The organism is Paenibacillus sp. LjRoot153 (assembly GCF_964253085.1).
In the GTDB taxonomy this organism is placed as follows: domain Bacteria; phylum Bacillota; class Bacilli; order Paenibacillales; family NBRC-103111; genus Paenibacillus_E.
Map to the genome: position 1 here is coordinate 266,509 of NZ_CAXUQH020000002.1, position 21,618 is coordinate 288,126.

Consider the following 21,618-nt stretch of genomic DNA (forward strand, 5'->3'; position numbering starts at 1 on the left):
TAAATAGAAAACGGGCGTTTATCTGGAAATTAATCATCCATAGATAAACGCCCGTTCGTTTACTTATCTCTTTTCAGCAGCCAGTAATCATCAACCGTTTTAGCATCATAAATTGATATAGTTTGAGTGTTGTATTTATCAACTCCGTTTGAATGACGTACATGGAATGTGAAACTGTGAGTAGCATACTTATCAAGATCTTTGTAACCAAGATTCCACAGCTGCCCTGTCCATGTAGTGCCATTGGTTGAAGTCAGATTTACAGTATCTCCAGTTGTGTTTAATGTTACATCAACGCTGGTTGCTCTGACATTACTTAACGGATCAATCGTAGTAGTAGTTGCTGCTAACATGAAGACCTCTCCAGCAAGAAACATATTTGTTGGCCACGGTGAATTTTGGCTTCCACTCACTACCATATTGTAATTCTTTCTGTTGATCTCCCAGATGCTCGAATGGAATATTTTTCCTAATATTGAGAGAACACCCACACTCACATTTTTTGTAACCGCTGAGGAAGCTCCAAAAGGGTCAGTAACCGTTAAAGTAATCTTCCATACTCCTTGTTTATTCAAAGAATATATTGAGGTGTTCTCCGTTGTATTGGTTGTTGTCACACCGTTTGGGTCAACTATGCTCCATGAGTATGTCAACGTGTCTCCATCTGGATCTGTACTCATATTAGTTAGATTGATTTGATCTCCTTCATATGCAGGCTTTGGCGTCCAGTCAAAATTAGCCACAGGAGAACGATTAATTATCATCCATGTTTGTTGTGACCAATCTGACCATACAAAACCATCATAAGTTCTAGCGCGAACTCGCAATTTTTGTCCTGCGGGTAAATCTGCATTTACTGTCCAACTACCAGTCGAAAAGGTTGAGCCCTGATAATATTGTCCTGAATCAAGGATCATCACATTATTGGCCTCATTGGTGACTTGGATCTGGAAGTAACTGAATGTTGTACCCGGATCAGGATCGGTTTGTGTCCACTTTAGAGTTGGCCGCATGCTGCTGAATATTGTTGGTGTTGCTTGTGTGCCGTTAGGATCCAACATCGTTGCTATCGGCGGACGGTTAGTAATCAACCAACCTACGTTCGACCAAGGCGACCAAGCTATCCCATCGGAAACCCTTACTTGTACTTGGTACTTTTGTCCCTGAGCTAACGCTTGTGAAGTAATCCATTCCTGTGTATTTGCACTTGTTCCTTGTGGTTTGATACCACTGTCAACAAAGACATTCCCTAATTCATCTTTGATTACGATTTGGAAAGCGGCAAACGTTGTACCAACATCCGGATCCGTCTGATTCCAGGTATTCGTAGGCTGTAGTGTATTCACATAACTAGGATTTGATTGCGTTCCATTTGGGAATGTAAGAACGGCTGCAGGAGGTTGATTTGGCAACGGAATGGTAATATTGATTGATTGTTCAACCCAGTCGCTCCATGCTCCGAATTCGTCAGCGACGGCAGCTCTGACGGTATATAGCCCTATTTCAGTAGGCCGCGTGAGCTTTCCTAGCTGAGTTACGCCACTTGGCGTTGTATAGCTGTACCTGTTGTTAAAAATACCTCTGGTACTTTGATAGTTTTTCCCCGTCGCCTCTGTTGAGTAGTTTGACGCGCTTAGCCATCTATCCGGGTCGAAACCTGTTTCCGTCCATTGAATTGTATGATCTGGAATCTCAGCAATTGTGAATTGTTCTATTGGCCTTCTGTGAACCAAGATTGAATGAGTTGCAGGATCTGACATTTTCTGAAACATGGCAAAGACAGGTGATGGATATTTGAATCCAGCTGGCGCAGGGTCATCGAGTTCTTGGAATTCAACCTTGAATACGCCTACTTTGGAAATACTAGGACTTGGCGTTTGGATAACAACGCCATTATAGCTGTTAGTTCCTATAGGATCGGAAGCACCATCCCCAGCATTTAGAAATTTATAAGGTTCCATATTAGTAAATTTCCATGTTGCTAGATTAGGAATAGCAGGATCGTTCTCAGGATCAAGATAATTTGTACTATAGGTAATTGGCATATTAACAATGGCTTGATTGGCAACTGCCGTATCACTACTCTCGTAATTCATAGCATTAAAACCTTGAAGCTCTACATACGGGGCCTCTGAGTAAAGTCCATATCCCCCAGCTACTAAGAAAGCATTGTCATACACATCGATAATTGGGACTCTTGCAGCATAAACAATAAGATGATTACCTCTTACTTTTGCTTTGATCTCCACATAAACCCCAAGCTTGAAATTGTAAGTTTTGCTTGTTATAGTGGTGGACACCCCGTTTACTATTTTAGATAACTTGATAAGATTAGGTGTAGCTTCAACCCTATACATATTTTTGTTATCCTGTGCTCGGAAACCTATACCAGAAGTAACGCTATCACTGTAAGTATTTAAGTTAAACTTGACCTTAAGACTGACATCTCCGTTAAAAAACCCTTTATCATTATTGGATAAGAAACCATAAGTACTATTACCAGCAGAGTTGTTTACATCTGTTTTAATGGATAATATCCACTCTCTTCTACTTTGATCACTACTATAATCTAAGTAGCCATAATATACCACTTTCACAGTCCCATCTTCGGTCAAGTTAATGCTTTTTATACCGCTAGTCTGAGTACCGCCGGAGTAGTAGTTATAAAGGGCTAGCCCTGTAGGAATATCGACTTCTTTAGCCCCAGAGAACATATCATAGACTAGCACATTTGTTTCTCCGTTACCCAAAATTATTTTACCATCTGAAGAGAGCACAGCTTTAGGAACTGGAACCCTAATTTTATAGTCACCACTGCCCGGAGTAGTCTCTTCCGAAGGTATAAATGTTTTTGTTCTATCAACAGTAATGGTTTGTCCGGTACCTAGATCATAAAAATACAAATCCCAATAAGATAGCCCTGCGGAAGATGTTTGATTGATATAAGCTATCCGATTATTAAATACCCCTAAACTATACTTTAGATTATTAGTAGCCGTTCTATCTGTTACAAGATTCAACAAAACAGAGCCGGTGTTCGCATCTAAAACTAGCCTTTGTCCGCCATAGCTAATAACAATCTTAGATTCGTTATCGGATAAATATTCTACAAGGATACTCGTCCGATTACTATATATCCAAGAAGTTGGGGTAGGCGTGTATTCCCACATGACAACGCCTCCGCTGGTATACTTTACTAGGCTACACGAATGTGGGTAATTGTCATAATAGCCATAGTCACACTTATTCTTGTAGACATTACCACTCGAATCCCTATTGAAAGGCGAGCTAAACTGAGTGGTACCACGCTGTACAACATAGCCATCCCAATCATAACCGTAATTCACCGAGTCCATGAGTACCCCATCTGTAACTTTAGGGTTTGGGCCAGTAAACATGGATGGATATGTAGTTGGTTCTGGTGGTGGACATGTTGGAGAATCAGACCACGCAGACCCACATGTTATTGTTTTGGTACCTGTATATACGGGAGCTACGGTCTGATTATTGGGATTTTTTATGAAATTCAGAATATCACTAATTCTGGTTATATATTCATTATAGATACTATTTTGCCAATAAGAGTTATAACCACCTACTCTTTGAAATACCATATCTGATTCAAATTCTGTCATGTTAGAAGGGGAATAGATTAGTTTGGGTATCACTTCCTCGCCCCAGCCACCATTATTAGAAAAGGTGGGCGCACTACCTACCCCTGATCCGTAAAGTATAGCGGGATTGTCTTCATTGTAGAAGTACACCGCATCATTATTCTGCTCGGACTTCCAAAGATGCTTACCAAACCTGCTTTCCTTAGCGAAAGAAGCATAATAACCGTCTAACTTACCCGTGTTACCACACTCACCACAATAACTTTTTGTTGTTGAAAACCATTTAGTTACTACGTTAGACCCGGTAATTGATTTGTATGGGGCGTAGTTCGTCATATTTCTCGTGCTAACAGAGTTATATGCTGAGCTATAGTTATATAACTTAGGAGCCGAGACTTTTGTTAGCGAGGAAGCTGTCCATACCGACGAGTTTACTAATGTATTAGCTGTTGGTGTAACTGTCGTTATATTAGCGGGTTCTGGTTGAACACCAATAGCTGAGAAATCCACTTCAGGCATTTGATTGACCACTTCAAATGGAAAATCTTTATCCGTTGATTTCTTTAGACCAAGACCTTCTTTTAGATGAATGTGAACATTACATTTTTTCGCCACCTGAGTTGGTGTGTAGGTAAGGTTCCCACCACCATCAGGGGTAATATTAGTGACTGTTTCATCCGTTAAAGAACCATTATTATTCATGTCACAGGATAGTGAAACAGTGTGCTCTGAGATCGGATCACCGTCAGGGCTGAAGGACTTGTCTTGAAAAGATATCGGTACATTTCTTATGCCTATATCATTATAGTCAAGTCGTGCAACTGGTGGTAAGTCTTCTTCCACATTCAATGTTTCATGGGCAAAGTATGAAGAGGCCAGTCCAGTACTATCCGTAACACTTAATTGAATATCTTTCGGCCCATATGTGGAGTACACTGGAAGGTTTGTACCTAACCAATCACAACTACTGATCGTACGATATTTGTACGGGCTGTAACTGTTAGTGCAGCTAATTGCTGGAGTATACGCACGACCTTCTACAACTTTTGGAGGTAGTGTGATTATGGGCACTGGGTTCGGCTCGACAACTCTCAGAGTCGCGTTATACGGACCGGCAGAGCCACCTTTACCATCAAAAGCAGTTACCTGTACGGTGTGGGTACCAACAGTATCCGGCACTTTCAAGTTACTAAAAGATTCACCATTTGGATCATATCCAAGTCCGTCTTTAGTATCACCTATCCAGCGAATCCACTCACTACTGCTCCCACTAAAATTCCAAAAGTAGATTATAGAGTCACCATCGGGGTCATAAGGTGTTCCGTCCTCACCAAGTTCTGGGATTCTAGGTTTTGTTACATGCCCTAAGCTTACCCGCTCACCAAGAGGAACCTCTGTAATGGGGTCAGAATAACCTCCGGAATAATAATCTTCATCAAACCACCCAGGCTTGAACTCTGGATCACCATTGCCAGCATTAGCCGTGACTTCAAAACTAGTGGGCCCAATTGTTTTCTTTGTGCCACAAGAAGTCGTGATATCGTATTGCACGGTTATGGTACCAACACCAATACCATTGTAAGGAGATGCGACAAAAGTTTGATTCCATGTTCCAATGGAGTTTAAATGATAGATCTTCTGTGTGCCATTTTGGGAATATATTAAATCCCCTTTAGCTAAGACACAACTGGCCCCGCCACTAACAGCCACATCCCTTAACCAAATGAATTCAGCTTCCCCATACTTCACTGACGGGTAATCCACGGATATCGTACCAGTAATAACCTCTGGCTCACTGCCACCTCCGCTACAAGAAGCTTGTGGAGTAATCGGGACATTTAACACGTTGTTAGACTCGTCAGATTCATCCACAGCGTGACCGTCATCTAAAGATATACTTAGGGTTTTGCTGGAATTCATCGTATAATTAAAAGTTCCTTGATAGCCTAGTCCTGAATATCTAGCTGTAGTCACGTTTATTGAGGAAATCTCTACGCCATCAGCACGAATACTGATCTTGAATGCTGTGGTTAAATCTAGCCCGTTGTTCTTGTAGTTGAAAGTGTAAGTTGTTGGTTTGCCAATGCCCACACAAGAGTTTACAAGAGCTAGGCCACCTAAATCAGGCTTTACAGTTGCGGCGTATGTAATTGTGACAATACCAACGTACTCGTAGGTCTTAGCTTCCCAAGCTAAATTGGCGGCCATGTAATAGTTCCTGTCTGCACCAATTTGTGCAAAGGTATTCATACCTGCAACAGTGTCTGTTAACATACGGCGAACATACACTTGACCTTGTCCTTCTGGACCTTGTCCCCAATAGAACACTTGAGCGGCAGCTTCGCCATTAGAACCATCATTTTGTGCGTCAGCTCGGCTGTCAGACGTGACAGCGAAACTAGCTTGTTCCACTTTAGCGTTACTGATATCAACCCCTCCGGCCACGTTGCAAGCTTGTCCGTAAGCAGGCTTGATACTACACATAGATACTGGGGCAGGGGCGTCGTAAGAAGCCGTAACTGCAGCGCCTTCCATTCCCCAGTTTGGAAACTTATCATTTGGATCTCTGCCGTATGTGTAACGTAAGTTGATAGGATACTTCCCACTTCCGAAACTGATCCCAGTACTAGTATCAATACCACTCAAAGGTAAGGTTCCCGGAGCAGCCTGCACAGTATCAATCATGATATTATCGCCACATTTTACGTTACTTGAGGGGAAGCCACAGGCGTCTAAATAAGCAGTAAAATCAGGTATAACTGATGAAAAGCTGTTAGGATCACTTCCCTTATGCGCCCAAAGACCGGTTTGACTTGGGTGGTCAGGGTCAGTTACTTTGAAGATGTGGTGACCAGGTATTGACTTTGACCACCCATAAACAGTACGCCTCTGTCCTATAGCATTTACCATAATCTTCCCACCGCTGGGTGTTACAGGAACACCTACACCATTAACTTTTACAGTCACACTTTGAATGTTACCCGAGCCTAAGTCTAACGGTTTCGAATAAGTCGCAAACGGATAGTATGCAGAACTTGGGGCGGCATCAATAATAGTGTCACTTGAGAAGTCTATGTACTTAGTAACCGTCCCCGCAGGCGGTGCAGCTGCATTAGCGTCTGGCGGTGGTAAGCCAAGCGCGGCAGTTTCTAATAAAATCATTAGTAAGCTAATGTAGCGCACTAATTTTCTTATCCTTCGCAAAGGCATCTCTCCTTTATTTTGTAGCGCATGCAGTATGAGCGCATTTGAACTTAGGTAAATTCAAATATGATCATAAGAAACAGTAGGGCTGTGATAACACAGCCCTACTGTTATTTTTTATTAATATCTGTAAGGTAGATTTCTTTATTTCCGACTGTAAGAAATAATGGGAATGGCAATGTGCCATCAAGACCCTTTGCATTAAGCGCCTTGTCGATCGTATAGTAAATCCAACCCTCAGTCTTTCCAACCGTAGTGGTATCCATCGCATATATACTAGCGCTATCACCAGTAGCACCAAGACCTATCATACTCAAGACACTACTATACAGATTCAATCCTGTCTCAGTACCTGCAACTTTGTTGTCAATGATAACGTACAATCCGACCACAAGTTTTTTCTTTAAATTCTCAGTACGTATCTTGTTATTCGGATCGAGTGCAAAAATCCCCTTGACAACATAATCATTAATATCCAACATGTCATGAGCAGCAATAGATGTAATCGTAACATCCATGGAGTCCCCATAACTATACCTAACAGGCAGTGGAACCGAAGGAGTGTACATATACACTCGGGTATTGGATCCCGTTAAAGCCAAATCAGCATTTCCTAAAGCTAAGCGATCGACAGGCAACTTCTTGCCTGCGGAAGCAGCTAAGATTCTTTCGATGACTGTCACACTTTGCGCACGAGTTGTGAACTGTTCAGGCCCCAAATCTCCCCCAACTAACCCTTGAATGACTCCTAAGCTAACTGCTTTATACATGGCAGAAGTATCATATAGATTAGCAACGGAAGGTCTCGCAGATTGGTCCAAGTAACGTACAGCAAGTTTTGACATTTCAACTCTAGTCAACTTCTCATCAAATTTCTCATTGGAGAAATCAGTGTCGTGATAGACTCCCAAGGTGGTGGCGGAATCGGAGTAAGGTTTATGCCAAACAGATCCTTCGGTCGGCTTCGCAACCACTTGCTTAGTCGCGACCAATAACATCTTAATAAATTCCGCACGTGTGATATTGTAGTCTGGGCGGAAGGCGCTGTCTTGATAACCATCAACATATCCCGCACTCATGGCGGATTCAATACTCTTTTTCGCCCAGTGTGATCCGATATCAGTTAATTCGGTAGCAGGCTCTTCTGCCACTGAGGGTGATGGATATAACTGACACCCTGCCAATAATAAAGATAAAACAATAGTTACCATTACTAATTTTCGCATATTAATTTTTCCTCCTGCTATTCTATTTAGTGTTTTATAATAAAATTATATTATATTTTTATATTTTATAATACATAAACTATTGAATTCTAGTCATATTAGAAAGCTTATACTTGTGTGCCTTCTAGAAAAATTAAATGGGCGTTGGATAAATATAATTTTAATCATTGAAACGCCCTATCCATATATCTATATATTCCCTTTTTAAATGTAATTGCTTGTGAAGTGGTTGTATTGTGAGTAAATTGGATAACCCCTACTATAGATGGGCCTTCAATCTTCTCCTGAACGGCAACGCTTTGTCCACGATATGTGGCTGTTGAATTAAAATTATATGGATACACTGCTTTCCCTTGGGCATCCTTAGGAGCTTTATCGTCACCAAGAAACCAGATACCTACAATAGATACCGGTGTATTAAAAATAGAGTTTGCTTTGGGTGTTAAGTCAGAATTTAGTTGAAACTGTTCCATTAAGCTTTGTTTATAATTTTGAAAACCGGATGGCTCATCAAAAATAAGTATTCCTTGCGCTTTAGCATCTTCTTTAGAAACGGCAGCATCGTGTGCAGCAATAATCGCAGCTGCATACCCTCTTAGTTCTCCAGTTGTAATTTTCCTATCTTCGTGGTCGTACACCATAAACAATATAAAGACGATAGACCATACAGCTAAATTAATAACTAAACGCATATGTTTTATCGCCCCGTGTATTCTGTTTTTATAGTTCTTTTAGCTGTATAGAGGCTATTTTTCATCCCATCAAAAAATATGTAATATTTGCGCGGGTACTTAATGGTCAATGTAATGGTGTCATTACCTTGACCACGAACTTTACGCAAAGCAATATCGTTCGTTCCATCAATCTGAACTAGGACTGGATCCATTCCCCTTGTGCCTGCTAGAAAGTCTTTAATTTCTTGCTTTATCTGAGGTGTGATATACCCTTGTGGAGGTACTTTTAAAGCTGCTTCAGTAGCAGCTATTTCTATGTATGTAGCGTTTTTTGCATCACCATGGTCAAGTATGAGCGCAACGCTCATGAACGTCATGATCATTAAATATAGTACGGTTTCAAATGACCACTTCACGATCACAGCTCCCTTTCATTGGTTATTTTTTAGAACGACGTTTAAATCCAATTGTCCAGAACAATGTAATAGTAATAAATTTGAACAATTTGCTAGATTGTGAGGAGTTGCCAAAATTTAAATCATTAGATTTTTGATTAGATGGGTCCTTTATTAAGACAACAACGGCAATAACAGCCCCGACAAGTAAATAAGCGTATACTACATTTAATAAATAATTCATATCATAGTCACAACCTTTTCCTATTATAGTTAGTAAATTAGGCGATTGAACCCGCTCCACTCGGCTTTAGATGCTTACGCTATTGCAGCAATGAGCGTTGATATTACTGGTATTCAATTTCAACAGCATCAACCTTGGCTGTAGCTTTTGTTTGAGCACCTTTAGATTTATCTACGAGTCCTGTGCTGGCAGTAAATACTAATGTATTGCTAAAAATGCAATTAATCCTACGTCAAGTACTTTGTTAGTTGAAAACTCCATGTAATGAAACAACTCCTTTAGTTGGTAGAAGGATCCCTTTCCTTCCCACCATCTATTGATTTAAATACTGTGCCAATGCGCGTTGCTTTTATTGGTATGAAGTTACAACAGCATCAACCTTGGCTGTAGCTTTTGTTTGGGCATTTTTAGATTTATCTACGAGTCCTGTGCTGGCAGTGAAAACTAATGTTATTGCTAGGAAAGCAATTAATCCTACGTCAAGCACTTTGTTAGTTGAAAATTCCATAAATTATAAGTCTCCTTTAAGGTGGTGGGTGGATCTGCTCCACCCACCGTTAATTTTATTGGTATGCCGTTACAACTGAATCAACCTTGGCTGTAGCTTTTGTTTGGGCACCTTTGGATTTGTCTACGAGCCCCGAACTTGCGGTGAAAACCAAAGTTATCGCTAGAAAAGCAATTAGCCCTACGTCAAGCACTTTGTTGGTTGAAAATTCCATGAAATAAAACACTCCTTTTAAGTTTTTTTATATGAGAAGGCAATTGCCAAGTCATCAAATTAATAAACTACATCAAAGCCATAGGCCCAATTGAAAACGGCCATGACACCCCATAACAGAGAAATTATAACTGCACCAGTGTTAATGAAAAAGAGCACTTGATTAATATCGCTCATTCTAGATGCATACTCCGATTGATGTCTTCGATTAAGCGTTTCTTCGTTCTGAGCAAGCATTTCAGATGTTGCTGCATAACCAACACTTGATATTTCGTTTAGAATGGACGTGATGAAAAAAATATCCTCATTTTTAGGATGTCGCATCTTGAATTTTCGCAATGCTTCGTCTTTTCCTACCAGTCCCCAGTCATGTTCTAATTTGTACAAATCATTCCTTAGGATATCGAAGTAACCTTGGAATTGCTGGATTAATGCTAGAGGAGTACGTTGTTGTCCTTCTTTTGTTTCATTTCGAAGCAACTGGATAAACAAGCCTGTTTCTTTATTCACTTTATGTCGTTTGATCCGTTGGAATAATGGTGCAATAAAACGCATAAAAGGTGTACCGATACGTGCAGAAGGTGTTAAAAATAAGAAAACCGTGAAAACGATCATCACTCTAAATTGCAAGTTTCCACCATATAAGTACCAATTAGCCCCAAGAAAAGCTAATAAAGAGACACAACATATGTCACGTAACATATACATGGAACTACTCTTTAACGGCCAGCCCATACTTTCTAACAGACAATCAATTCGTTCATCTGCGTAGACACTCTTACCTTTCTGTAGACTAGAACGAAAGCTATTAAGAATTAGCATTTGCATATCTTCTAGGGCTCCAGTTCTTCTCGTTTTATCTATGGATAAGAACATTAAAAGAATAGCAAGGATAATTAGAAATAAACCTCCATACATTACGAGATAAAATGCATGAATAACAAGCCAGCGAAGCATATTTTCACATCCTTTCAAAATAGTCTGCTCTATAAATCGAGTTTTCTCTTACCTAAAATGACATTTAAAGTGATGGATGCAAAACCTGCAATGAGAGCAATGACAAATATATTCATTTGTGAAGGGATTTCAAAAAGAAAGTGTTTCGCTAGCTTATCATCAGCTAAGAATCCCCCTACACCTTTCCAAACAAAATATATAAGTGGAAGTGTTATGTAACCAACCATTCTCAGATCTCGTTTTTTAGGTTTATCTATTTCCTGGACCTGTTTTTGACCGTGCATTTTTTGAATGATTGATCTCAAACCCATTCGTATATCCTTTGTTTGCAGCATTAATGTTTTGTTTTCCCTCCCTGAAGTTAACCCTGTTCCCTCTCGTAGCAATACACAAAAAGCCATTGCAAATTTGCTGCCCACTTGATTTTCAAATATGCGAATGATGAGTTCGATTCTATCGTGATTTTGTCGTTGTAAACTATGAATAAGACGATAAGTTAGATCTTGCAGTGTACCATTAGGTAGTAAATCTAAAAGATCATCCAGAGCAGGCTTGATATTCTTTTTAACGAGGTATTGCTTTTCAAACTCTTCAATATATGGGAGAAGTTGGTGACTTAATTTACCTCTACGCGACTGAATTAATGAAAACATAAGTAGAAATGGAGTTATACAAGCAAACAAGCCAACTGCTACAGGAAGCCAAATATTGAAGGTGTTGTAAGGTAATTCTTCTCCAACTTGAGACGACCAGCCCATATAGGTGTGAACTAGTAAATAGCCGGTAAAAATCCCAATTAGTACGCTAATAATGATAAATGACCATACAGCTCGCCTTAATGCTGCAATGCTTAAATCAACAAATGATCCGATATGCAATGATAATGTAAATAGTATCTTGTTCTTAAATTGGCGTTTATCTTCTTGTTCGCGTTCAGACCACATACTATGATAGATATTTGCTTTTTTTAATTTTTTACTTAAAGTGAGAGCCTGGATCATTAAACTTAACGAAAGATAAAGGGAACTTAACAATTCTATAAATGCAGATATCATGATCCAGTTTATTTGGATTTTGATCCAAGCGTATTGCAAATGACTGAGCATTAGACCGCCCCCGCAAGAGTTATTATTTTCTCTTCTTCAGGCATAGGGAAGGCTAACGATAACTCTTTTAACTTTTTTAAGCCTTCATCAAATGCCTCTCCATCATACTTCCGCATGCGCTTGGCTAACCGAGGCTCTATATCTGCATTGAATGTCCAATTCTCTCCGTCATACCACATTATCCGCATGCTTGTTACTGAACTATCATTTGGATTGAGCACTAATGCTGAAATTTCCGAGTTGATTACTGAAAGGTCATCCTCGCCAAATTCCATTACCATTACAAAGTCAATTTGATTAGCAAAATCGCTCATCGAAATGCGAAAATTTAAACCATTTGAATGACGTAATTCTTTTCTTGCTAGTGTTGAAGGGACGTTAGTTGCATCACGCTCATGCATTGTTGCCATGACCAGACCTCTGGTATTAGCACAAGCCTCCTTAAACATTGAAGCCTCGATTTCCCTTATTTCTTGCATAATATATTGTTGAGTGTCCATTCTTAAAGTTAGAGGGAACACAACAGGTACTAATGTTTTTTCATCACCAGAGAACTCTGTAATATCACGTTCAGGAAATTTATTTTTAAAGTCTCCTTCAAAGACATGCTCCGCAACTACAGTAATTTTGTTTGGCTTTGTTTCACTAAACAACGAAATTAGGAAGGTTGTTTTTCCTGTAGCCGGTTCGCCTGTGATAATCAGCTTAATCCCACAACGCGCTAGCATACTGTAAACAGGAATAGCTTCGTCAAAGATTGTACTCATCTCAGCTTGTTTTTTTAATGTGTAATGTTGAACAGTTGCCCGGCGGAATACTACTGTAGGTGCTTTTGTTGTAGGAGGCAGAGCTATAGTAACGCGCGTTCCGTCAAACAAAGAAAATTGTGCGTGATTTTTATCTCGCGAAACAACTTGCCCTTCATCATTTCTTAAAAGATTTTCAATCATACGCTGTACGCTTTTCATGTTGTTGTATTGTTCATGTAGTCTATGATCGTCTTTCGGCTTTCTATAGCGAATCTCACAACCGCTAACACGGCATTTGCCAATGTGCCGGTTACGCTCGTACCACACGGATACAGCACCAAGGCCAAACGTTTCATGATAAAGAGCATCAGTTAAGTCTTCATAAATACCAGGTATAGGAACGTCCTGCATTCGTTGTTCTTCGATTTGTTGACGTATGATTCTTTTTATAGATTCAACAGCATCGGGCTCGTATCGGACAGCTCTGTGTTGTAATACTAGCATTCCTTTTTTCTCATCAGAGGCAGCTCTTAACAGTCGTTGTTCAAAAAACATGTCAATTGATCGTAGAGCCATTTCGAACTTATCGTTATTAAAACGTGCTGAAACTTTCCCTTCTTCTCTACGCATATAATCCATGGTTTCATGGATAGGGATTTCATTCGTTATCAGATGTTGGGTCATAAAGCTGCCCTCCTCCTTAAAAATCTAAATGATGTTTTATTACCAGTATCCTGTCTCTGTATTCTTTCTAAGTGATTATTTGTAATAATACTTTCGATTAAGCGATCAGCAGCTTTAATAACTGGACCTTTCTTGTTTCCGCTAGGAAGTAGGCCCAATTGGAAAATACTACTCGATTGAAGATTTATAGCTACATCGTTTTTAGATTCACCCGAAACTCCATCTAAGTTATAAATGAATGGAACCTGTCGAAGATTCAACTGAAATAGAAACTGCATCTGTTGGTGAGCAGCATAAAACTCTTTCATCTCTTCTACTTTCGATGTAGCAATTAGGTACTTCTGTTGGATATTTTTAATTGGAACTAATGTAAGATTGTTATCCCAATAAGGCGAGATTAAAAATATTGTAAAGTGAAACGCTTGTTGGATGATATTAATCATCTGTTCTAGCTTTGCAGGAGAGTATCCCCTGGACATATCCATTTTTGGGTTACCGCCAATATAATAAGTTCCGTCAGCGCGCTGTACTGCGATTTCTTTTATTCTGCTTGGCTTTAATCCCGCCGCGTCATATTCCTTATACAAATGAAGCATGGTTGATTCCGTGTTCTCTGATAACGAATATGGATTCATGTCAATAATCGCAATATCACTCTTAGTTCGCTGAGAAAGAGCTGATGCAATACTATCCGCTATGGTCTTTCGTCCAGCCCTGCGGTGACAGCTAATAAGGGCCATTGACGGTGGGTTAGAACTATCATCATGAAAACGATCAGGAAATAGTATGAGCTCAATGTCAGCTACTAGCCCATTGTCCGAGACATCTGTAATAAAGCTAATGTGATTGAGAAGGCACACTTCTCTTGTCTTGGCATAACGCTGCTCTTCCTCTTCATTCATTCCACCGCGCGCTGAAAAGATATATAGGATTTTGTGATTTTGAAAATTCTGTTTAGCTAACTCTAGCATGGGAAAGTCAACATCATCTAAAAGGAATGTATCGTAATTTCTTTGTTCCGGTTCAGACAAATAGACAACTTCTTGTAGGTCACTTATGTTTTGAACAAGCGTTAGTAAACGAGATGATTTTCCTACAATTAAAACGCGCAATATATTATACCCTCTTTCATATTAGTTTGATTGGAAACACGTATAGGGGCGCTGAATAGTTATCAACGCCACTAAAGCTATTTCCAATAGCTTTAAAGTCCTTTAGAGACGATTAGTATCTTATAGCCTTCTTCAACGGCATTTTTTAACTGTGCAAATTGCTTCGTGGTCATGTTCAGCTTTACTTCGGCCGGTTTCCCGGTTGACTCAGCTCGATCATCACCTTCTTTAGTGTTCTTTACCATACGGTTCGCGCCATCAACGACATAACGTAATCTAAGTCCAGTAAACAGTGGAGTTGTTAAAGGTCGTTCAGGTAGATCAGGAACACTGCCCATAGTTTGACCTAGACCTTGTGCTTTTGCTATGTAAAAATTTTTTACTTTTTCTGATGGCGTAAGCCATACTTCCGTTTCATCTCCAGCTCTTACCGTGAAGTCGGTTACCTCTAACCAAGTTGGAGGTATTGGATACTCTATTTCATCTTTGTTGGGCACTAAATTGGAATCTCTTACATGATTTAATGTTAAATAGTCTTTTGGATATAGTGGCAACACCATAGTTTTATTGAGTATTCCTTTCAAGTTATCCGGTGTTACCATGTTCGGATTTACAGCTGCAGCTAATATTTCTTTAATTTCAAATAGTTCTTGAAAATTCTGAGGTGTTATTTTTGTATATTCATCGATTTTGACATCGCCTTTTGGGACGAAAACAGCATCATGTGGCAGTAGTGCTTCCCCTTTTATATAAAGCATGAGAAACATACCTATGCCTACAAAGAACAAAGTAATCGCTACGATGAACATGGATGAAACTTTAACTCTCACAAACCCACTTCCTTTCTGATATAAAAAATAACCCTTAATTTGGGGCTATTTTTTATCTTCCTTGCTTGGATCCGCAGCAGGATTATTATCTTGTACTGCTTGCTTTACACTATCGGGCACAAGTGTAGATGTCTCTTTTGAATTAGCTACATCATTCAAATACATTTTCATGTAATTTTCGTTAACGTTTATAGGTCCAAAATAAACCTTGCCCTCTTCTTGATATTGTACAAGGGCGGTAAAAGTATCGTCATTTACCTCCAATACGACGGTTTGCGGAATCACACTCTTACCCGCGGTTTCATTTACCGTGTAACCTTCACTATTTAAATGATCCCGGACTAGGAGGCCTTTCAACCGTGCATCGTCCTTAGGTGTAATTACCTTTCCTTTTGGAGGTTGACCGGTTTCTCTATCAATAGCACCAGTATTTGTTGGTTTGATGTAAACGAAAGCGTCAACCATTACACCAGGCTTAGCATTGTCACCGGCCGATAATGAGAGATCAGTTTTAACCCCAATTAATCTTTTATTTTCAGGTAAACCTAGCCCAATACCAAATGGGGTCCCTTTCGAATGGGTAATCTTGCTTTTACGAAGAGGTTGATCTTTTTGTATGCCGATTTCACCAACAAACCATTCATCACCTTCAAGCTCCGTTTTGTTATAAAGGCTATCGTCTGGGATTTCGCTAGTAACTATTTCTCTAAGCTTTACTTGTTCTTTGATTGTGCTAAAAGGTTTTAGATCCTCACTAGCGACAAGAACCATTTTGGTAGTCGTATGTGAAGTAATAAATTTCATTGCAATTAAATATGAAGCAATGGTTACGGCTATTCCAATAAAGAGAATGACTAGATTTCTTGTTGTTTTAGTCCAATAGCGTCCCAAAATCTCACCCTTTCATTTAAAACCAGTTAAGTACGGCGTTTTCTTAGGTACAGTAATGGTATACTCCCTTAACCCAAATATTTTAGTGCTATATATGGCTATGTTCGTAGAAAAAGTAGATTCTAATCTAGGGCTACCTTTTCTATATTGAATTCGAATAACTAAATAGCTACTGGTGAAAAGTTTGTTTTCTAGTTGATTATTCAAGTTTAGGTTATTCCTCAGTATTTCTTTTACGCCAGCATTTGCTTTATTAATGTCGATCTCTAATTTCCCAGCACTCCTGGTATCTTGGTCTGTTCCAGCAATAAGACCCGCATCAACAGCTTGTGCTAATGCATCAGCTATTTTTTGATGCGCAGCATATACGCGAAATACATCTGTAAATACAACTGTGAATACAACTGAAATAAGAATGAATAGAATTATCTTGACTCCTGAAGCTCCTGCCATATTAGATCTGTCCCCTAACTTCGGAAGTACGTATGTGCTAATCCTGATTGAAACACATCAATTTCAGCCGTAACCTGCTTCCCAAATGGTTTCAGGGAAAGCACTTTATAGGTCGTTTGTATTGTAATACTAACAGTAGCGCCGCGTTGTACTCTTTGTGGAGTAGCAGTTACAATCATCTGCGATGGATCCAGTCCGTAATCTCGTGCCAATTCCTCAAAATATTGTTCTGTTTCGTAACTATATCCGTTATCTGCTTTCATGATTTCCAATGTCTCCGATGCAACAGAACGAATCTTTTGCTTAGTTGACATGTACCCGTAAACATCTAACCCAAAGTAAGTGAAAACCGCAAAAAGAAGTATCAGAATGGGGATAGTAATCGTCATCCCCTCGCCTTTGATACTTCTGAGCACATAAAGTATTTTCTTCATTGATATCCTTAAAAGATACCCGATATTCTTGTCTTAATAGTCTCCCAGAATTCCGGTATAAATAATTTAATTAACCCCCAAATTAAAGCTGCGACTAGGACTACAATGATCATACTAACCATCGTACTTACTCCCTTTGTGGTGCCTTCTCCCCTATTACTTCTCAATATTTTGACTACTCTTTCACCCATAATTTGTGTTTTGGTAATAAGGTTTACTTGAATTTTTTTGAACATTTTTTTTCCTCCTTTGTGTTAATTACATAGTTAGTAACTCTTTAAAAATGGTGAACATGGCAAACCCAACAGCAACCAAAGAAAACCCAATCATGATGGCGTATAAATAACCAACACGTCTGGGTCTGTTTCTTGCGATTTGTTCAATAGATAATCGTCGTAATTCTTGAATATCATCCTTAAGATTATCTAAATATGCTTTAGCCTCTCTATATCCAGTGGTAGTACCAATTTTTACGGCGGCAGAAAACTCCATCATAACGGGGATGGTTGTTTGTCTTGCAAATTCTTCAACCGCGGGAACAATCCCGATATCAACTATATTTTTGTTCAATTGGTTTAATAATTTTTTCATTCTACCGCGTGTATGTCGTTCCATCTCTTTAAAAACTGTGATAAATGATGTTCCTGTTTCTAAAGCCAGCATCATCTTATCAATAAGAAGTGAGAGATCCTTTTGTACTTCTCGCTGCATTGAGCGAAACTGTATCCGGATATCATTTACTCTCGTGTAAAATAAAACTATTGTCATAATCGGGTAAAGTACTATCGTAATGAGATTACCAAAAACAATTGGAACAACAAGAGAGGATAAGGATATGAGTAATGCCCAGACCAAATTATCAGCTAGCATCTCATTAAATGTACGTCTGTCTCCAGATAAGAATGCCTGCATGTTCCTTATGTTTCTACCAAATATTAACTCAATTCGAATTTGTTGTAGAAGGGCTGGTAAAATTGAATATGCTAATATTTTGCTAAGCCCCGTACGCTTGGGTTTCAATTCAGAATCATCAAGAGATAGTTTATCAGCCCATTTTTTATAACGATCGTTAATTGAGAAATTCGGTAAGAGTAAGGATACGATTCCAATGGTGAATAGTAGTGTACCTAAAGCAAATAAGAGAACAATGATTTCCATTTATTTCCTCACTCTCATAGTTCATCTAATCTCATCGTCAGATATTCATCGCCCTTTACGATGCAAAAGATGGTAGCTAAGAAAAAGAGACAAGTATAGATCTGGCCAAAAAAGGTGTCTAGATATATATTGGCATTATCTACATTCATCGTCGATAGAGCAGCTGGGATTGCCCAACTTGCACCAATAACCGTGTATAACCGTTGATACCTTTTTTTTGTTTTGGTTTCTTCTTTTTTAATGAGCTGTACATCAAATCCAATGTTTTCAATGCTTTCTTTAAGAGATGACAGTGTTTTTTCATGAAATCCTTGTTCAGTAGCAATAAGAAGTTTGTCTGTAAAATCTGTGAATTTATTTATCCGGATACTTTGATTCCATTCTCGCATAACATCTGCAATGGGTTCCTTTACTACTAGACCATGATAAGCTCTTTCGAAATGTATCTTTGTTTCACCATACATATCAGGAAGAGCCACACCTAATGCGCGTTCAACCGAATTAAAGTCTTTTAGCTTCGCTACGAGCATTTTCATGTTAGAAGGAAGTTCATAAAGCAGGTTTTTGCGCTTATGATACTTTATTTTCCGGAAAATGAGTCGTGGAATAAAAAAACCTACAATTGCTCCAGCAACAATAAAGATTATGCTTTTAATTATTATTGTTAGAATAATACATATTGTTGCTGAGATAAGAATCAGGATTAAGAAATCTTTCGGTGTAATATCTATGCCAGCTTCCTTGGCCTCCTTACTTATTTTTTGATAGCCAAAAGCTTGTAGGAGCTCTAAATTAGCATTCTTTGTGTAAATGTTGGTACGCGCTTTTGGTAATATGATGGCAAGTATAACAGTCCACATGACCGCTAGAGCTAACCATAGCCATGTCATGCTTGATCCCACCCTTCACCACACCATCGAACTAATACCTCAGGGTTTTCTCTGTAACGTTTAATCATTTTTGGAATCATTTTTTGTAAATTACCAACACGAACATGCTTCTGTTGAAGGAAGTCATATTTAAAAATAGGATTCAAGATCGGCTTTTCAGCTCCCTCAAATCCAATTAGTTCCGAGATCTCCGTTACAATCCTCACGCCGGTTTCATCATTATATTCCTGGAAGTTAATGATATCGAAAACCTGAACTACACGACTTGCAGCAGTCCGCGTGTCACCGTTTAGCTGAACCATACGTACAGCTGCTTCAGAAGCCGTATTAGCATGAATGGATACTAAAACTTGATGTCCAGTATTGGCTGCTATTAATGCTTGTTCAGCTTGATCCTCGTCTCGAATCTCTCCGATAATTAGCACATCCAGGTTTTGGCGAAGCGTGGTTTTAACTAATTTGGGTAAATCAATTCGACGCTCTTTTATATCGTGCCATTTCACAATAAGTGCAGCCATGTTTGGATAGCTTGCATATGCTGGCTTTTGCTTAAGCATCATTTCCTCACTATCTTCTACGGTAATGATGCGATCCAATTCATCCATATACAGTGGAAGTCTCATTAGTGTACTTGTCTTACCACTATTGGTGCCTCCTGCGACGGTGATATTCGGTCTGGCTGATACTACATCAGAATAAAATTCAATAATTTCTTGATCCACATTTCCGTAATCAATACACGCTTGGTCTGAATAAACATCAGGAGGAAACTTACGTATTGAGATTATGGGATGGTTTGCACTGACTCCACCCCTAGAAACATCTAATATGACATTTACACGAAATCCCCGGTAGTTGGCATCAATGATTGGCTCATTCGCACTTAATGTTTTTCCAAGAGGCATAAGTAATTTATCAATTGTTCGGTAAATATGCTCGTTATCATTAAAAATGATCCGCTTATCATGAACAGGTTTACCATTTAGTTCAATAACTGTTTCAGTTGGTGAATTTATTTCAATTGATGTGATCTTAGGGTCATTGAGAGCTGGCTGTAAAACACCAAGCTCAGTTATCTCCCTTTGAACAAAAGCGGTAACACGTCTTAAATCCGTTCTAAATCGAATACTTTTTTGTTCTTTGATGTAGTCACCAATGGCATACCATATTCTCGCACGTGCTCTATCATCCACAAAGGATTGAATGTAGTCATGAGGGTGTTTTTCTTTTAGGTAAGCTTTTGTTTTATCAATTAGCGACATGATCATATGAACATCGCTGTCATCTAACAGTGATGAATTTTCGTTTGAACGGAAGTTTAAAAGTTCTACCGGGTTGACGATCCCGATATGTTTAGTATTAGGAAGAGTTATTGGAGTGAAATTCTCTTCCTCAGTACCTTGTTTTCCTCGAGTAGGCTCCATGAACTCTAACGCTGCTACGGCATCCTTTGAGCGATGCAGGACATTTATTCCATCCAGCTGCAGATGATCCTGCTCACTTATCCAAATGATTCGCTTCTCATCAATGTGATTAGCTTCAATAAGGCGCTTATACGTTAAATAAGCCCATAACTTCTCTGAGTTATGGGAAAAAGGAATTACTATTGCATCTGCAATTTGCATTGAAATAAGTGTCATTGGATTTACTAGTTGCCCTTGCAATGCAAACCATATGTAATGGTATATTGGTAGCAGCCGCGCTTTTAGGAGCTGCGGAAGATTGACCAGTGTGTTGTTGTCGTTTAACTTGAGTAACGTTGGAATGTCGGGACGTTGATTAATATCCGCGATAAGATAATCAGATTCATTATCCTTGCCCAATGCAATATACTCATGTAAATTTTGATATTCTCCGCGCTCATAATCCAATAACAAACTATCGAAAGACTGTTGCCGTTCAAATTGTCTGTCTTTTTCACGGTACAATAATCGATAAGCAGTTCTTGGTACACCGATGCATGGCGGTTCAACAATAATGTGTTTCCGCGACGGATACTCTTGAAAGGATGCTTTATATAGGTCTAACGTTGTTTTCGAGACATCAGCTCCACTAGGAGAGAAAATGGCTATCATTTTTGGTTGAACAAAAGCTACTTTCTGAACTTTTGATTTTTTAAACAAATTCAAATATAACTCACCACCCTTATTTTTAAATTAAGACAAAAACAAAAAAACCTTCACTTTTCAGGAAAGGTTTTTTTCATATATTTGTCTAAATTAGTGTTTTTCGTCACATAGACATAGCTTCGCCCATTACTTTGTCAATATACCATC

General features: G+C 39.1%; 18 protein-coding genes. All 18 read right to left on the reverse strand.

What is annotated here, in order from left to right; translation table 11 throughout:
• Positions 1-59: 59 nt before the first annotated feature.
• Positions 60-6,776, reverse strand: a complete 6,717-nt coding sequence (locus tag ACSQ8P_RS36575; protein WP_436239885.1) for a PKD domain-containing protein — start codon at positions 6,774-6,776, stop codon at positions 60-62.
• A gap of 152 nt (positions 6,777-6,928) precedes the next feature.
• Positions 6,929-8,044 (reverse strand): S-layer homology domain-containing protein, encoded by a 1,116-nt coding sequence (locus ACSQ8P_RS36580; protein ID WP_436239886.1) that lies wholly within the window; start codon positions 8,042-8,044, stop codon positions 6,929-6,931.
• Positions 8,045-8,208: 164 nt separating this feature from the next.
• Positions 8,209-8,736, reverse strand: coding sequence for a hypothetical protein (locus ACSQ8P_RS36585; protein ID WP_436239887.1), 528 nt, complete (start codon positions 8,734-8,736; stop codon positions 8,209-8,211).
• A gap of 5 nt (positions 8,737-8,741) precedes the next feature.
• Positions 8,742-9,134 (reverse strand): hypothetical protein, encoded by a 393-nt coding sequence (locus ACSQ8P_RS36590; protein ID WP_436239888.1) that lies wholly within the window; start codon positions 9,132-9,134, stop codon positions 8,742-8,744.
• Between the two features lie 572 nt (positions 9,135-9,706).
• Complete coding sequence (locus ACSQ8P_RS36595) at positions 9,707-9,865, reverse strand: hypothetical protein (RefSeq protein ID WP_436239889.1); 159 nt, start codon at positions 9,863-9,865, stop codon at positions 9,707-9,709.
• A gap of 55 nt (positions 9,866-9,920) precedes the next feature.
• Complete coding sequence (locus ACSQ8P_RS36600; protein WP_436239890.1) at positions 9,921-10,079, reverse strand: hypothetical protein; 159 nt, start codon at positions 10,077-10,079, stop codon at positions 9,921-9,923.
• Between the two features lie 59 nt (positions 10,080-10,138).
• Complete coding sequence (locus ACSQ8P_RS36605; RefSeq protein ID WP_436239891.1) at positions 10,139-11,035, reverse strand: hypothetical protein; 897 nt, start codon at positions 11,033-11,035, stop codon at positions 10,139-10,141.
• Positions 11,036-11,064: 29 nt separating this feature from the next.
• Positions 11,065-12,141 carry a hypothetical protein gene (locus ACSQ8P_RS36610; protein WP_436239892.1) on the reverse strand — a complete coding sequence of 359 codons (1,077 nt, stop codon included), beginning with the start codon at positions 12,139-12,141 and terminating at the stop codon, positions 11,065-11,067.
• Positions 12,141-13,574 (reverse strand): ATPase, T2SS/T4P/T4SS family, encoded by a 1,434-nt coding sequence (locus ACSQ8P_RS36615; protein WP_436239893.1) that lies wholly within the window; start codon positions 13,572-13,574, stop codon positions 12,141-12,143. The genes ACSQ8P_RS36610 and ACSQ8P_RS36615 overlap by 1 nt, the downstream gene beginning before the upstream one ends.
• Positions 13,571-14,686 carry a hypothetical protein gene (locus ACSQ8P_RS36620; RefSeq protein WP_436239894.1) on the reverse strand — a complete coding sequence of 372 codons (1,116 nt, stop codon included), beginning with the start codon at positions 14,684-14,686 and terminating at the stop codon, positions 13,571-13,573. The genes ACSQ8P_RS36615 and ACSQ8P_RS36620 overlap by 4 nt, the downstream gene beginning before the upstream one ends.
• A 92-nt stretch (positions 14,687-14,778) precedes the next feature.
• Positions 14,779-15,516: a hypothetical protein gene (locus ACSQ8P_RS36625; protein ID WP_436239895.1), complete on the reverse strand. Its 738-nt coding sequence runs from the start codon at positions 15,514-15,516 to the stop codon at positions 14,779-14,781.
• Positions 15,517-15,561: 45 nt separating this feature from the next.
• Positions 15,562-16,407 carry a hypothetical protein gene (locus ACSQ8P_RS36630; protein ID WP_436239896.1) on the reverse strand — a complete coding sequence of 282 codons (846 nt, stop codon included), beginning with the start codon at positions 16,405-16,407 and terminating at the stop codon, positions 15,562-15,564.
• A gap of 12 nt (positions 16,408-16,419) precedes the next feature.
• The gene (locus tag ACSQ8P_RS36635; RefSeq protein ID WP_436239897.1) at positions 16,420-16,860 is read right to left on the reverse strand and encodes a hypothetical protein; all 441 of its coding nucleotides are present in this window, start codon (positions 16,858-16,860) and stop codon (positions 16,420-16,422) included.
• 14 nt (positions 16,861-16,874) lie between these two features.
• Positions 16,875-17,294 carry a DUF4320 family protein gene (locus ACSQ8P_RS36640; RefSeq protein WP_436239898.1) on the reverse strand — a complete coding sequence of 140 codons (420 nt, stop codon included), beginning with the start codon at positions 17,292-17,294 and terminating at the stop codon, positions 16,875-16,877.
• A gap of 8 nt (positions 17,295-17,302) precedes the next feature.
• Positions 17,303-17,530: a hypothetical protein gene (locus ACSQ8P_RS36645; RefSeq protein WP_436239899.1), complete on the reverse strand. Its 228-nt coding sequence runs from the start codon at positions 17,528-17,530 to the stop codon at positions 17,303-17,305.
• A 22-nt stretch (positions 17,531-17,552) separates the two neighbouring features.
• The gene (locus ACSQ8P_RS36650; protein WP_436239900.1) at positions 17,553-18,452 is read right to left on the reverse strand and encodes a hypothetical protein; all 900 of its coding nucleotides are present in this window, start codon (positions 18,450-18,452) and stop codon (positions 17,553-17,555) included.
• Between the two features lie 14 nt (positions 18,453-18,466).
• Positions 18,467-19,342, reverse strand: a complete 876-nt coding sequence (locus ACSQ8P_RS36655) for a type II secretion system F family protein (protein ID WP_436239901.1) — start codon at positions 19,340-19,342, stop codon at positions 18,467-18,469.
• Positions 19,339-21,471, reverse strand: coding sequence for an ATPase, T2SS/T4P/T4SS family (locus ACSQ8P_RS36660; RefSeq protein ID WP_436239902.1), 2,133 nt, complete (start codon positions 21,469-21,471; stop codon positions 19,339-19,341). Before ACSQ8P_RS36660 ends, ACSQ8P_RS36655 begins: the two co-directional genes overlap by 4 nt.
• Positions 21,472-21,618 lie beyond the last annotated feature (147 nt).

Excerpts from the sequence above, each read along its gene's own strand:
- ACSQ8P_RS36575 (WP_436239885.1), bottom strand. The coding sequence starts at position 6,776 with ATGATTTTATTAGAAACTGCCGCGCTTGGCTTACCACCGCCAGACGCT.
- ACSQ8P_RS36580 (WP_436239886.1), bottom strand. The coding sequence starts at position 8,044 with ATGCGAAAATTAGTAATGGTAACTATTGTTTTATCTTTATTATTGGCA.
- ACSQ8P_RS36585 (WP_436239887.1), bottom strand. The coding sequence starts at position 8,736 with ATGCGTTTAGTTATTAATTTAGCTGTATGGTCTATCGTCTTTATATTG.
- ACSQ8P_RS36595 (WP_436239889.1), bottom strand. The coding sequence starts at position 9,865 with ATGGAATTTTCAACTAACAAAGTGCTTGACGTAGGATTAATTGCTTTC.
- ACSQ8P_RS36600 (WP_436239890.1), bottom strand. The coding sequence starts at position 10,079 with ATGGAATTTTCAACCAACAAAGTGCTTGACGTAGGGCTAATTGCTTTT.
- ACSQ8P_RS36605 (WP_436239891.1), bottom strand. The coding sequence starts at position 11,035 with ATGCTTCGCTGGCTTGTTATTCATGCATTTTATCTCGTAATGTATGGA.
- ACSQ8P_RS36610 (WP_436239892.1), bottom strand. The coding sequence starts at position 12,141 with ATGCTCAGTCATTTGCAATACGCTTGGATCAAAATCCAAATAAACTGG.
- ACSQ8P_RS36615 (WP_436239893.1), bottom strand. The coding sequence starts at position 13,574 with ATGACCCAACATCTGATAACGAATGAAATCCCTATCCATGAAACCATG.
- ACSQ8P_RS36635 (WP_436239897.1), bottom strand. The coding sequence starts at position 16,860 with ATGGCAGGAGCTTCAGGAGTCAAGATAATTCTATTCATTCTTATTTCA.
- ACSQ8P_RS36640 (WP_436239898.1), bottom strand. The coding sequence starts at position 17,294 with ATGAAGAAAATACTTTATGTGCTCAGAAGTATCAAAGGCGAGGGGATG.
- ACSQ8P_RS36645 (WP_436239899.1), bottom strand. The coding sequence starts at position 17,530 with ATGTTCAAAAAAATTCAAGTAAACCTTATTACCAAAACACAAATTATG.
- ACSQ8P_RS36650 (WP_436239900.1), bottom strand. The coding sequence starts at position 18,452 with ATGGAAATCATTGTTCTCTTATTTGCTTTAGGTACACTACTATTCACC.
- ACSQ8P_RS36655 (WP_436239901.1), bottom strand. The coding sequence starts at position 19,342 with ATGACATGGCTATGGTTAGCTCTAGCGGTCATGTGGACTGTTATACTT.